Source organism: Pseudomonas sp. SDO5532_S415 (genome assembly GCF_054071155.1).
Map to the genome: position 1 here is coordinate 1 of NZ_JBSVWS010000171.1, position 12,243 is coordinate 12,243.

The 12,243-nt window shown below is 60.4% G+C and carries 15 protein-coding genes and 1 pseudogene; 5 read left to right on the top strand and 11 right to left on the bottom strand.

Going from position 1 to position 12,243, the window contains the following annotated elements:
• The first annotated feature begins 58 nt into the window (after nucleotides 1-58).
• Together ACW9HW_RS25280 and ACW9HW_RS25285 are read left to right on the top strand one after the other, a co-directional pair.
• Nucleotides 59-1,018, top strand: coding sequence for an amino acid ABC transporter permease (locus ACW9HW_RS25280; protein WP_137804091.1), 960 nt, complete (start codon nucleotides 59-61; stop codon nucleotides 1,016-1,018).
• Entirely contained in the window at nucleotides 1,011-1,745 is a 735-nt protein-coding gene (locus tag ACW9HW_RS25285) for an amino acid ABC transporter ATP-binding protein (RefSeq protein WP_095192263.1), read from the top strand. The genes ACW9HW_RS25280 and ACW9HW_RS25285 overlap by 8 nt, the downstream gene beginning before the upstream one ends.
• A 129-nt stretch (nucleotides 1,746-1,874) precedes the next feature.
• Here the strand turns inward: ACW9HW_RS25285 and ACW9HW_RS25290 are convergent, their stop codons facing one another.
• From ACW9HW_RS25290 to ubiE, 11 genes and pseudogenes are all read right to left on the bottom strand, one after another.
• Entirely contained in the window at nucleotides 1,875-2,738 is an 864-nt protein-coding gene (locus tag ACW9HW_RS25290) for a methyl-accepting chemotaxis protein (protein WP_457402056.1), read from the bottom strand.
• A pseudogene (locus ACW9HW_RS25295) lies at nucleotides 2,730-3,812 on the bottom strand (methyl-accepting chemotaxis protein); the annotation flags it as partial. The pseudogene ACW9HW_RS25295 and the gene ACW9HW_RS25290, both read right to left, overlap by 9 nt.
• Nucleotides 3,813-4,005: 193 nt before the next feature.
• Nucleotides 4,006-4,713, bottom strand: coding sequence for a 16S rRNA (uracil(1498)-N(3))-methyltransferase (locus ACW9HW_RS25300; protein WP_095192261.1), 708 nt, complete (start codon nucleotides 4,711-4,713; stop codon nucleotides 4,006-4,008).
• Nucleotides 4,710-5,504: a twin-arginine translocase subunit TatC gene (gene tatC / locus ACW9HW_RS25305; RefSeq protein ID WP_095192260.1), complete on the bottom strand. Its 795-nt coding sequence runs from the start codon at nucleotides 5,502-5,504 to the stop codon at nucleotides 4,710-4,712. Before tatC ends, ACW9HW_RS25300 begins: the two co-directional genes overlap by 4 nt.
• The gene (gene tatB / locus ACW9HW_RS25310; RefSeq protein WP_095192259.1) at nucleotides 5,501-5,944 is read right to left on the bottom strand and encodes a Sec-independent protein translocase protein TatB; all 444 of its coding nucleotides are present in this window, start codon (nucleotides 5,942-5,944) and stop codon (nucleotides 5,501-5,503) included. Before tatB ends, tatC begins: the two co-directional genes overlap by 4 nt.
• 10 nt (nucleotides 5,945-5,954) lie before the next feature.
• Complete coding sequence (locus ACW9HW_RS25315; protein ID WP_095192258.1) at nucleotides 5,955-6,233, bottom strand: twin-arginine translocase TatA/TatE family subunit; 279 nt, start codon at nucleotides 6,231-6,233, stop codon at nucleotides 5,955-5,957.
• A 25-nt stretch (nucleotides 6,234-6,258) separates the two neighbouring features.
• Nucleotides 6,259-6,591 carry a phosphoribosyl-ATP diphosphatase gene (locus tag ACW9HW_RS25320; protein ID WP_046816939.1) on the bottom strand — a complete coding sequence of 111 codons (333 nt, stop codon included), beginning with the start codon at nucleotides 6,589-6,591 and terminating at the stop codon, nucleotides 6,259-6,261.
• Nucleotides 6,584-6,985 carry a phosphoribosyl-AMP cyclohydrolase gene (gene hisI / locus ACW9HW_RS25325; RefSeq protein ID WP_007989281.1) on the bottom strand — a complete coding sequence of 134 codons (402 nt, stop codon included), beginning with the start codon at nucleotides 6,983-6,985 and terminating at the stop codon, nucleotides 6,584-6,586. Before hisI ends, ACW9HW_RS25320 begins: the two co-directional genes overlap by 8 nt.
• 167 nt (nucleotides 6,986-7,152) lie before the next feature.
• Nucleotides 7,153-8,757 carry a ubiquinone biosynthesis regulatory protein kinase UbiB gene (gene ubiB / locus ACW9HW_RS25330; protein WP_457402054.1) on the bottom strand — a complete coding sequence of 535 codons (1,605 nt, stop codon included), beginning with the start codon at nucleotides 8,755-8,757 and terminating at the stop codon, nucleotides 7,153-7,155.
• The gene (locus ACW9HW_RS25335; RefSeq protein ID WP_095192256.1) at nucleotides 8,754-9,377 is read right to left on the bottom strand and encodes a ubiquinone biosynthesis accessory factor UbiJ; all 624 of its coding nucleotides are present in this window, start codon (nucleotides 9,375-9,377) and stop codon (nucleotides 8,754-8,756) included. Before ACW9HW_RS25335 ends, ubiB begins: the two co-directional genes overlap by 4 nt.
• On the bottom strand, nucleotides 9,377-10,147 hold the full coding sequence (gene ubiE / locus ACW9HW_RS25340; RefSeq protein WP_033045331.1) for a bifunctional demethylmenaquinone methyltransferase/2-methoxy-6-polyprenyl-1,4-benzoquinol methylase UbiE: 771 nt from the start codon (nucleotides 10,145-10,147) through the stop codon (nucleotides 9,377-9,379). Before ubiE ends, ACW9HW_RS25335 begins: the two co-directional genes overlap by 1 nt.
• Before the next feature lie 155 nt (nucleotides 10,148-10,302).
• Between ubiE and ACW9HW_RS25345 the strand changes: the two genes are divergently transcribed.
• The 3 genes from ACW9HW_RS25345 (at nucleotide 10,303) to ACW9HW_RS25355 (ending at nucleotide 12,103) form a co-directional block, all read left to right on the top strand.
• Nucleotides 10,303-10,578 carry a polyhydroxyalkanoic acid system family protein gene (locus ACW9HW_RS25345; RefSeq protein WP_095192255.1) on the top strand — a complete coding sequence of 92 codons (276 nt, stop codon included), beginning with the start codon at nucleotides 10,303-10,305 and terminating at the stop codon, nucleotides 10,576-10,578.
• Nucleotides 10,579-10,821: 243 nt separating this feature from the next.
• Nucleotides 10,822-11,244: a phasin family protein gene (locus ACW9HW_RS25350; protein WP_457402055.1), complete on the top strand. Its 423-nt coding sequence runs from the start codon at nucleotides 10,822-10,824 to the stop codon at nucleotides 11,242-11,244.
• Nucleotides 11,245-11,254: 10 nt separating this feature from the next.
• Nucleotides 11,255-12,103, top strand: coding sequence for a phasin family protein (locus ACW9HW_RS25355; protein ID WP_095192253.1), 849 nt, complete (start codon nucleotides 11,255-11,257; stop codon nucleotides 12,101-12,103).
• The last annotated feature ends 140 nt before the right edge of the window (nucleotides 12,104-12,243 follow it).

Consider the following 12,243-nt stretch of genomic DNA (forward strand, 5'->3'; position numbering starts at 1 on the left):
GAGCCTGCTCGCGAAGACGGCCTCCTTCGCGACACAAAATTCGGAATTTGCAGAGTAAATGAAGCATAAAAAAGCCCAATGGCCCTGGCACGTATTGACCGTGCTGGTGCTGATCGGCCTGGCCGGCGCGCTGTATTACGCCACCTCGCTGATGTCCTACGAATGGCGCTGGAACCGTGTGCCGCAGTACTTCGCCTACCACGCCGAAGAGTCCCAGCGCGCCGCCGACATCTCCACCGTCAGCGAACTGGTGCGCAAGGGCGACAAGGCTGAAATCACCTTGCGCAACGACGCGGGTGACGAGCAACACCTGACCGTTGACGAAAACAGCCTGCAAGTCGCCCAGGGCGATGATGTTGCCGAAGGCGATGTGATCGGCGTGACCCGCCACTGGGCCGCAGGGCCATTGATGTGGGGGCTTTGGACGACCTTGTGGCTGTCCGTGGTGTCTGGCGTGCTCGGACTGCTGATCGGCCTCGCCACCGGCCTGTGCCGGCTGTCGAACAACCCGACGCTGCGCGATCTCTCGACCATTTACGTCGAACTGGTGCGCGGCACGCCGCTGCTGGTACAGATCTTCATTTTCTATTTCTTCATCGGTACGGTGATGAACCTGTCCCGGGAATTCGCCGGGATTGCCGCGCTGTCACTGTTCACCGGCGCTTACGTAGCGGAAATCATCCGCTCCGGGGTGCAGTCGATTGCCCGTGGCCAGAACGAAGCCGCGCGCTCCCTGGGTTTGAGCGCTGGCCAGTCGATGCGTCACGTGGTCCTGCCGCAAGCGTTCAAACGCGTGCTGCCACCGCTGGCCGGGCAATTCATCAGTCTGGTGAAAGACACCTCGCTGGTGTCGGTGATCGCGATTACCGAACTGCTCAAAAGCGGTCGTGAAGTCATCACCACGTCGTTCTCGCCGTTCGAAATCCTGTTCTGCGTTGCCGGACTGTATTTGTTGATCAACCTGCCGCTGTCGAAAATCGCCGGCCGGCTTGAGCGGAGGCTCGCGCAAAGTGATTGAAGTCCGCGATCTGGTAAAAGTCTTCGACACCCGTGGCCAGGTGGTGCGCGCGGTGGATAACGTGTCCACCCATGTAGCCAAGGGCGAAGTGTTGGTGGTGATCGGTCCGTCCGGTTCCGGCAAATCGACTTTCCTGCGCTGCCTCAATGGCCTGGAAGCGTTCGACTCCGGCTCGGTGAGCATCGACGGCCTGCAACTGGCCGACCCGAAAACCGATGTGAACGCCTATCGCCGCGAAGTCGGCATGGTGTTCCAGCATTTCAACCTGTTTCCGCACATGACCGTGCTGGAGAATCTGTGCCTGGCCCAGAAGGTCGTGCGCAAGCGCGGCAAGAAAGAGCGCGAGGCCAAGGCCCTGGCGCTGCTGGAGAAAGTCGGGATTGCGCAGAAGGCCAACGAGTTTCCGTCGCGCCTGTCCGGCGGCCAGCAACAGCGCGTGGCGATTGCCCGCGCACTGGCCATGGAGCCGAAGGTCATGCTGTTCGACGAACCGACCTCGGCGCTGGACCCGGAAATGGTTGGCGAAGTGTTGGACGTGATGAAAAACCTGGCCCTGGAAGGCATGACCATGGTCTGTGTTACCCACGAAATGGGCTTTGCCCGGGAAGTGGCGGACCGGGTGTTGTTCTTCGATCACGGCAAGTTGCTCGAAGATGCTTCGCCGGCGGAGTTCTTCGATGCACCGAAGGACCCGCGGGCGCAGGCGTTTTTGCGGCAGGTTCTCTAACCTCGGCGCCTGCCGAATCGCCTTCGCGAGCAGGCTCGCCCCACATTGGATCTAGCGCATTCTGTGGGAGCGAGCCTGCTCGCGAAGGCATCACCTCGGTCCCAAGCAAACCGAGGCCCTCGCTTCACCTCAAACCCTGAACTTGCCCACCAGCATCTGCAAATGCGTCCCCAACCGCGCCAGCTCAACACTGGACGCCGCTGTCTCTTCACTCGCCGCCGATGTCTGATCCGACACATCGCGCACATTCAGCACGCTGCGGTTGATCTCCTCGGCCACGGCGCTTTGTTGCTCGGCAGCGGCGGCGATCTGTTGGTTCATGGCCTGGATCGCCGACACTGTGCGGGTGATGCTCTCCAGTGAGCCGCCGGCGCGGCGGGTCAGTTCGACGCTGCTATCGGTCAGGCTGCGGCTGTTGTCCATGATGGTCGCCACTTGCTGGGTGCCGTTTTGCAAGCCGACGATCAGCTCTTCGATTTCTTCGGTGGACTTCTGGGTGCGCTGGGCCAGGCTGCGGACTTCGTCGGCGACCACGGCAAACCCGCGTCCGGCTTCACCGGCACGGGCGGCTTCGATGGCGGCGTTGAGCGCCAGCAGGTTGGTTTGCTGGGCCACGGACTTGATCACGTCGAGCACGCTGCCGATCTTGTCGCTCTCGCGCTTGAGCTCGCCCATGGCTTCGGTGGAGTTACCGACTTCCAGGGCCAGGCGTTCGATCTGGGCGATGGCTTCGCCGACCACCTTGTCGCCTTCGCGGGCCTGCTGGTCGGCGGCGACGGCGGCTTCGGAGGCTTCCTCGGCGTTGCGCGCGACTTCCTGCACGGTGGCGGTCATTTCGTTCATGGCGGTGGCCACCTGGTCAGTCTCGACCTTCTGGCTGTTGACCCCGGCACTGGTCTGTTCAGTGACCGCCGACAGCTCTTCGGCGGCGCTGGCGATTTGCGTGACACCGTCGCTAATGCCGCCGATCAGTTCGCGAAGGCCTTGGGTCATGCTCTGGATGGCGCGTTGCAGCTGGCCCAATTCGTCCTGACGTTTGGAGGTCAGGTTGTGAGTCAGATCGCCGGCGGCGATGCGTTCCGCCACCTTGAGGGTTTGATTCAGCGGAATCACGATCTGGCGCGTGATGGCCCAGGCGGCGAACAGACCGAAAATCAAGGCCAGGACGGTGGCCAGTAGCAGCATATTCTTGGCGTGCGCCACGTCGGTATCACGTACGAGGGTTTGTGAGGCGGTGAGTTTCTTGCTGACATCGAGGAGGATTTCACCTTGGGCAGCCATGCGTTTGAGCGCTTCGGCTGCGGCGACCTGGGAGTCCCGGTACTGGCTGACGGCCGCGCGGTAGGCCTTGAGCGAGTCAGTTGCTTGCTGAAGGTTGGCGATGTGTTGTTCCGGCAGTTTCGACGGCAGGCTTTCGAGGTATTTCAGGGCATTGTCGATGGCATCCAGCGCGGGCTGCTCGGCCTCGGATTTGCCGCTGTAGGTATAGCCACGAACCTGGAAGCGTGCTTGCTGGATCAGTTTGCTCAGGTCGATCACGCTGTTGAACTGCGCGACGCTGTCGCCCTGCAACATGGATTTTTCGACTTCGGCGACCTTGGCCACGGCATTGTCGGCAGTGGCGCCGAGTTTGCTGCGGGCGTCTTCACGGTTGGCGCCGGCCTGGGTCATGGCGCCGAAGGCTTGTTTGTACTGGCTGAGGGCGGCCAGTTGTTGGTCGATCATGGCGACGTCGGCGGGCTGCTCGATCATCTGGCGAGCGGCTTGCAGGCTGGTGTCGATCTTGGCCAGCAAGTCGTTGACGATGCCGGGGCCTTGCTCGCCGCGACGCATTTCGTAGTCCAGGCGGGCGATGCGCAAATCTTTGGTCAATCCGTTGATATCGGAAATGAACCCCAGCTTGTCGCCGCGGCTGGTCACATCGCTCAGGCCGGTCCAGCCGGTGACGGTGATCAGCAGTGTCAGCAGCAGCACCAGGCCAAAGCCGACGCCCAGTTTGCGATTGACGCTTACATTCCCTAGTTTCTCGGCCAGCCATTGGTACATGCTGCAACTCCCTCGGACCATCTATTGGTTTTATGGGGGGTATATCGGCAGGGGAGTGGGGTTCTGTAGGCGGCACCCGATGGACGGGCGGGTGCGAATGATGACCTGTGGAAGCGGGTTTGCTCGCGAAGAGGGAGTGTCAGCCGACATGTCAGTGGCTGAAACACCGCTTTCGCGAGCAGGCTCGCTCCCACAGGGGGGGCAGTGCTGGAGGTTAGAAGAGGCGTGCCAGCAGTGCGGTAACGGCGGTTTCGACACGCAGGATGCGCTCGCCGAGCTGAACCGGTTGCAGGCCGGACTTGCCGAGCAAATCGATTTCGTAAGGAATCCATCCGCCTTCCGGGCCGATGGCCAGGGTCACCGGTTCAGTCAGCGCGCGGGGGCAGGGCGGGTAGTTGCCGGGATGACCAACCAGGCCTAGGGTGCTTTCGCTGATCGCCGGCAGACGGTCTTCGACGAAAGGCTTGAAGCGCTTTTCGATGATGACCTCCGGCAACACGCTGTCCCGGGCCTGCTCGAGGCCGAGGATCAACTGCTCGCGAATGGCTTCCGGTTCCAGGAACGGGGTTTGCCAGAAGCTCTTCTCGACGCGATAGCTGTTCACCAGCACGATGCGCGGCACACCCATGGCCGCCACGGTCTGAAACACCCTACGCAGCATTTTGGGCCGTGGCAGGGCCAGAATCAGGGTCAATGGCAGCTTGGCCGGTGGTGGCTGATCAAGAGTGACGCGCAATTCCGCTTCAGCGGCGTCCAGGCGCAGCACTTCGGCCGAGCCCATCAGGCCGCCGATCCGCCCGACGCGCATGCTGTCGCCGACTTCACAGCGATGGACTTCCTGCATGTGGGTCAACCGGCGATCGCGCAGCACCACACGGTCAGCCGCAATGAAATCGGCCTCTTCGAGGAGCAGCAGGTTCACGCTTGGGTCGCTGGCGGCTGGTCGTTGTGATCGTCAGCCGGCTGGTCATCCGGATGTTCGCCGCGCTTGCTGATCAAGCCGCCAAACAGGATGCCGATTTCGAACAACAGCCACATCGGTACGGCCAGCAGCGTCTGCGAAAAGATGTCCGGTGGTGTCAGGATCATGCCGACCACGAAGCAGCCGATGATCACGTACGGGCGGATTTTCTTCAGGTATTTGACGTCGACCACGCCGATCCATACCAGCAGCACCACGGCCACCGGGATTTCGAACGCCACGCCGAAAGCGAAGAACAGCGTCATGACGAAGTCGAGGTAGCTGGTGATGTCGGTCATCATTTCCACGCCAGCCGGGGTGGCGGCAGCGAAGAACTTGAAGATCAGCGGGAACACCAGGAAATAGGCGAAGGCCATGCCGGCGTAGAACAGCACGATGCTCGAAACCAGCAAGGGCACGGCGATGCGTTTCTCATGCTTGTACAAGCCCGGCGCGATAAAACCCCAGATCTGGTGCAGGATCACCGGGATCGCCAGGAACAGCGACACCATCATCGTCAGCTTCAGTGGCGTCAGGAACGGCGACGACACGTCGGTGGCGATCATCGTTGCGCCTTCTGGCAGGTACTGGCGCAGAGGCGTGGAGACGAAGGTGTAAATCTGCTGGGTGAAGGCGAACAACCCGGCGAAGATGATGAACACCGCCGCTACGCAGCGCAGCAGGCGGGTGCGCAACTCGGTGAGGTGCGAAACCAGCGGCATGTGCTGGTCGTTTTCAGGAAGATCGCTCATGGGGCTCGCGGCGGCAATGTTGGGTCTTGAGGGGCCGGCGCGACAGGCGCAGCGGCTGGAGCAACAGGTTCAGTCGAGGGCGCTGCAACAACGGGCGCGGGTTCCACGCTCGCTGTAACCGGTGCTGACTCGGTGGCGGCAGGCGCATGAATCGTCGGCGTCGCCACAGGCTCGACCGGAGTCGGCTCCTGCTGGGTCGGCGTGAAAATCTTCCGCGCCTCCTGCTCCAGAGACAGAATGTGTTCGTTGTGCAGTTGCCGGCGAATTTCGTCGGCACCGATTTCACGTTCAACTTCCTGTTTGATCGCATTGAAGCTGCGCTTCAGGCGCCCGACCCACAGGCCGGCGGTGCGCGCAGCGCCCGGCAGGCGTTCGGGACCCAGCACCAGCAGGGCAACCAGGCCGACGAGCAGCAGTTCAGAGAAGCTGATACCAAACATTAGTCAGTGCTCACACGTCTTTGCGGATCGGCTCTTCGACTTTCTGTGCCTGCACGTCGATGGTGTGCGGCTGGTTTACCGACTGTGTGGCTTGTGGCTGAACAGGCGGAACCGGTTGGGCTGGAGTCGCGGTCGGATCGGCCGGTTTTTCGTCGTCGTTCATGGCCTTGCGGAAGCCCTTGATCGATTCGCCAACGTCGGTTCCGAGGTTTTTCAGCTTTTTGGTACCGAATACCAGCACGACAACAACCAGGATGACGACCCAGTGTTTCCAGTCAAAAATGCCCATATTGCTGCTCCTCTCTAATAGTTATTCAGGCGGACGGACGCGAGGCTTTCTCAGCGTGTCCGGACAGACCGAAGCGACGGTCCAGTTCATCGAGTACAGCCTGTGGATGCTGCCCCAATTGGGCGAGCATGACCATGCTGTGGAACCACAAATCGGCGGTTTCGTAGATCACATCGCTGCAGTCGCCGCTGACGGCGGCATCCTTGGCGGCAATGATGGTTTCGACCGACTCTTCGCCGACTTTTTCCAGAATCTTGTTCAAGCCCTTGTGGTACAGGCTGGCGACATACGAGCTGTCGGCGGCGGCGCCTTTGCGCTCTTCCAGCACCTGGGCCAGACGGGTCAGTGTGTCACTCATGTTTGTGTCCTGCGGAGTAAATGGCATGCGGATCTTTGAGGACCGGGTCGACGGTTGTCCAGTCGCCGTTTTCGTAGACGCGGTAGAAGCAGCTCTGACGGCCGGTATGGCAGGCGATGTCGCCGATCTGCTCGACCATCAAAATGATGACGTCAGCGTCACAGTCCAGGCGCATCTCGTGCAGGGTCTGCACATGGCCGGACTCTTCGCCCTTGCGCCACAGTTTGCCACGAGAGCGTGACCAGTAGATCGCACGGTTCTCGGCAGCGGTCAGTTCCAGCGCTTCGCGGTTCATCCAGGCCATCATGAGGACGCGCCCGGTCTTGTGATCCTGGGCAATTGCCGGTACCAGGCCATCGGCGTCCCACTTGATCTCGTCCAGCCAGTTTTTCATCTTCAGTTCCTGAAGTAGCTCCAAGCTTCAAGCTTCAAGCTGCAAGTAAAAGCCAGTTCGCTTAGGTTTTTCGTAATGTGCAATGTGCGATCTACAGGCCTAAGTCAAACATGAATGCGACGGGCGCCGCTTGAAGCTTGCAGCTTATAACTTGCAGCTGATTCATGCTATCGACGAACGACCAGATACAAGCCGACGGCCATCATGATGCCCGCCGGCCAGTAGGCCAGGTCGTTCAACGGCCCGCCTGCTGCCAGGATCGCGCCGCCGGCCAGATGGGCGGTGCCGAGTAACCGCAGGAACCAGTCGTCGCGGCGTCGGTGCCAGGGTGGCGACGGGTCGCTGGCGTGGGGCTGGGACAGGCGTTCGAGCAAGTCGCGGGTCATGTTGGCCAGGTGCGGGATCTGCTCGATCTGGCCCTGAACGTTGCCAAACAAGGCCTTGGGACTGACGCGCTCGCGCATCCAGCGCTCGAGGAACGGTTGCGCGGTGTTCCACAGGTCGAGGTCCGGGTACAGCTGGCGGCCGAGGCCTTCGATGTTCAACAGGGTTTTCTGCAAAAGAACAAGCTGCGGCTGCACTTCCATGTTGAAGCGCCGGGCCGTCTGGAACAGGCGCATCAACACCTGACCGAAGGAAATATCTTTTAACGGTTTTTCGAAGATCGGTTCGCACACCGTACGGATCGCCGCTTCGAATTCGTTGAGTTTGGTTTCCGCCGGTACCCATCCCGAATCGATGTGCAATTGCGCGACACGACGGTAATCACGCTTGAAGAACGCGAACAGGTTGCGGGCCAGATAATCCTGGTCTTCCGGGGTCAGGCTGCCGACGATGCCGCAGTCGATCGCGATGTATTGCGGGCTCCACGGCTGCACGGTGCTGACGAAAATGTTGCCGGGGTGCATGTCGGCATGGAAGAAGCTGTCGCGGAACACCTGGGTGAAGAAGATTTCCACGCCGCGCTCGGCGAGCATTTTCATGTCAGTTCGCTGGTCGGCCAGGGTGGCCAGGTCGGTGACCTGAATTCCGTAGATGCGCTCCATCACCAGCACTTTCGGCCGGCACCAGTCCCAGTAGATTTGCGGCACGTACAGTAGCGGCGAACCCTCGAAGTTACGTTTCAGCTGGCTGGCGTTGGCCGCCTCACGCAGCAGGTCGAGTTCGTCATAGATGGTTTTTTCATAGTCGCTGACCACGTCCACCGGGTGCAGCAGGCGCGCATCGGCCGAAACTTTTTCGGCGGCGCGGGCCAGGATGAACAGCCACGCCAGATCTTGGGCGATCACCGGTTTGAGGCCCGGGCGGATCACCTTGACCACCACTTCTTCACCGGTTTTCAGTTGCGCGGCATGCACCTGCGCCACCGAGGCCGAGGCCAGCGGTTCAACGTCGAAGCGGCTGAACACCTCGCTGATCTTTTTGCCGAGCTGCTCTTCGATCAGCTTGACCGACACTTGCGAGTCGAACGGCGGCACCCGGTCCTGCAACATCATCAATTCATCGGCGATGTCTTCGGGCAGCAGATCGCGACGGGTGGACAGAATCTGCCCGAACTTGATGAATATCGGCCCCAGGTCCTGGAGCGCCAGGCGCAATCGGGCGCCACGGCTCAGGTCCAGGGTCTTGCGCGGGAACCAGCGCCACGGCAAGGCATAACGCAGCACCAGCAAAAACCAGGGCAGCGGCAGGGCGAACAGCAGGTCATCGAGGCGGTAGCGGATCACGACGCGCTGGATGCGCAACAGACGGCGGACGGCAAGCAGCTTCATGCGTTATCGCTTGGGTCGAGGGATCGGGAAAGGCGCTCGAAACGCGCCTCAAGTCGTTCCAGATCGAGTTTGATCCGGTCCAGTTCACTGAATCGGGCTTCAGCTTCGCGCTGCCCCACAAGGGTGCGCGACTCTTCGGCCAGGTATTCGGCGAGGTTCTGGTTGAGGCTGGCAAATCCTTGTTGATACCAGCGGGCGCGGCTGCGCAGGTGGCCGCCGACCAATTGTGTGGCGACGGGGCCGAGCCAGCGTGAGAGTTCATACTCCCAGTCCAGTTCGAGGTCCTGCAGGATAGCCGCCAGTTCCAACAGCACACCGCTGTCGCCATCGAGCTCGACTTCGGGTGCATGCAGCACCGCAGTCTTGTCCTTGCTCATCGCCAGTTTCAACAGGCTGGAGGCCGGTGCACGCAAGGTGCAATCGGCGCCGGTTTCCCACTGGGAGGCGAGCATCAGGCCTTCATCGCTGGGCAGGATGAACAATTGCAGCGCCGGGCTGCGGCAATCGACGGCAATCACTTTGCCGCTCAAATGCGCGAGCCGCGGCAGCGCCGTGCTGTCGAGTCGCAGCACCCGGTTCAGACCGAGTTCAACGCTGGCGAGCAGGCCGGCGAGCAGCATCAGGGTTTGATGCCGCGGTGCAAGGCGACGATGCCTGCGGTCATGTTGTGATAGGTCACGCGGTCGAAACCGGCCTCGACCATCATCGACTTCAGGGTTTCCTGGTTCGGGTGCATGCGGATCGATTCGGCCAGGTAGCGATAGCTTTCCGAATCATTGGTGATCAGCTTGCCCATCAGCGGCATGAAGGCGAACGAGTAGGCGTCGTAGGCCTTGGACATCAGCGCGTTGGTCGGCTTGGAGAACTCCAGCACCAGCAGGCGGCCGCCGGGCTTGAGTACACGCAGCATCGAACGCAGGGCGTCCTCTTTATGCGTCACGTTGCGCAGGCCGAAGGCGATGGTCACGCAGTCGAAGTGGTTGTCCGGGAATGGCAGCTTTTCCGCGTCGGCCTGGACGAACTCGACGTTGCCGGCCACACCGAGGTCCAGCAGGCGGTCACGACCGACCTTTAGCATGGATTCGTTGATGTCGGCCAGTACGACCTGACCGGTCGGACCAACAAGATGCGAGAATTTGCGGGTCAGGTCGCCGGTGCCGCCGGCGATGTCCAGCACGCGGTTGCCGGTGCGCACGCCCGACAGTTCGATCGCGAAACGCTTCCACAGACGGTGCATGCCGCCCGACAGGAGGTCGTTCATCAGGTCGTACTTGGCCGCTACCGAATGGAAAACTTCAGCGACTTTTTCCGCTTTCTGGCTTTCCGGAACGTTTTTGAAGCCGAAGTGAGTGGTGGGTTCGGCATCGTTGCCTTTGCGCTGATCAGTCATATCGCTGTCACCAAAAGAGAATGCGCGACATTCTAATCCCCATGGGATGCTTTGTCTTGGCAAGGCTGAAGGTAAGATGGGTCAACCTCGGGACGTTTTGCCGCAGCAGCGGTCAGGATCCACCGAATCAGTATTCATAGAACAGGAGTCATTCGATGGCCCGTATTAGTGTTGAGCGTGCCCACGGCCTGGGTAAGGAAGCGGCGCGCGAGAAGGCGGACAAGCTGGCGCAGAAACTCTCCGACCAGTATGGCCTGGCGCCGCAATGGTCCGGCGATACCCTGAACCTCACGCGCCCGGGTGTGAAAGGTGCTGTGTCTGTAAGCGAAGACTCGATCAGAGTCGATGTGGAGTTGGGCCTGATGATGTCGGCCATGAGCGGCATGATCAAATCGGAAATCGAAAAGGCGCTGGATAAAGCGCTCGTCTGATTTCCGAGTCGAACCACATCCCCTGTGGGAGCCAGCCTGCTGGCGATGGCGGTGCATCAGTCAACATGGGTGTTGATGGATAAATCGCTATCGCCAGCAGGCTGGCTCCCACATTTGTTTGTGGTGTGCCCAAAGTTTTATGTCAGTTGTTAGGGTGCCGTTTCTAATTTTTCTCCCTACTTTGTGCCGGAGCCCGACACTTTCGCGGGCAGTTCCTCAAACCTTCTGCGCGTGAGGTGCACCATGGCCAAAGTTATTTTGAAGAAAAAAATCGACGCTTCGACTACCGCTCTGGGCGACGTCAAATCGTATGCCCGCAAGATCTGGCTGGCAGGCCTGGGTGCCTACGCCAAGGTTGGCCAAGAGGGCAGCGAGTACTTTCAAGAGTTGATCAAGGCTGGTCAAACTGTTGAAACGAAAGGAAAAAAAGTAGTTGCCGAGAGGCTCGAAGCGGCCAATGCCGAGATCGATGAAGCCAAGAACGAAGTGAGTACATTCAAGGGCAAGGTTGAAGTTCAGCTCGACAAGGTCGAGAAGGCTTTTGACTCGCGCGTTGCAAGTGCCTTGAATCGTATCGGCATTCCGTCTAAACATGACGTGGAGACACTCTCTGTCAAGCTCGATGAGCTGACGGCATTGCTCGAACGCGTCGCGCGTAAATCTTAAGGAGAACGGGATGGCTGTTAAAAAGAACACCGAAAAAGAAGGCAGCTCGTGGATCGGGAAAGTCGAAGACTACTCCCGCAAGATCTGGCTGGCTGGTTTAGGCGTGTACTCGAAGATCGACACTGACGGCAGCAAAATCTTCGATGCATTGGTTAAAGACGGCGAGAAGGCCGAGAAGGCGATTGGCAAGAAAGTCGACACTGCCAAGGACAGCGCCAAGGGCTCTGCCTCTTCGGCCAAGTCGCGCATCAGCGGCGTGAAAGACAAAGCGCTGGGCAAGTGGGATGAGCTGGAAGGGGCTTTCGACAAGCGTCTGAACAGCGCCATTTCGCGCCTGGGCGTGCCGAGCCGCAATGAGGTCAAGGCACTGCATAGCAAGGTCGATACCCTCACCAAGCAAATCGAAAAACTGACCGGGGCCAAGGTTGCGCCTGTTGCGGCGAAAACCGCGGCAGCCAAACCCGCTGCCAAACCGGCCGCCAAATCCGCAGCCAAGCCACTGGCCAAAGCGGCGGCTAAACCCGCTGCCAAAACGGCTGCTGCAAAACCTGCTGCCAAGACTGCAGCCAAACCGGTAGCAGCAAAAGCCGCGGCTAAACCGGCAGCGAAACCTGCTGCCAAGCCTGCAGCAGCAAAAACCGCAGCCGCGAAACCTGCAGTAAAACCTGCCGCCGCGAAGAAGCCAGCAGTGAAAAAGCCGGCCGCTCCAAAAGCCGCCGCACCAAAACCGGCAGTGGCAGCCGCCAAACCGGCAACCCCGGCCGCTCCGGTCAGCGCATCGAACTCCGCTACCGCGCCGACCCCTGCTGTGACCCCGACTGCCGCGCCAGCTCCATCGACGCCAACCAGTCAGTCCTGATTCTTCAGGGCTCCAAAAAAATGCCCGGCCTGCCAAGGTCGGGCGTTTTTGTTTGTGCATAGGCTTGGCATCGCCATAGATCCACTGTGGGAGCGAGCCTGCTCGCGAATGCGGTATGCCATTCAGCATTGATGGTGACT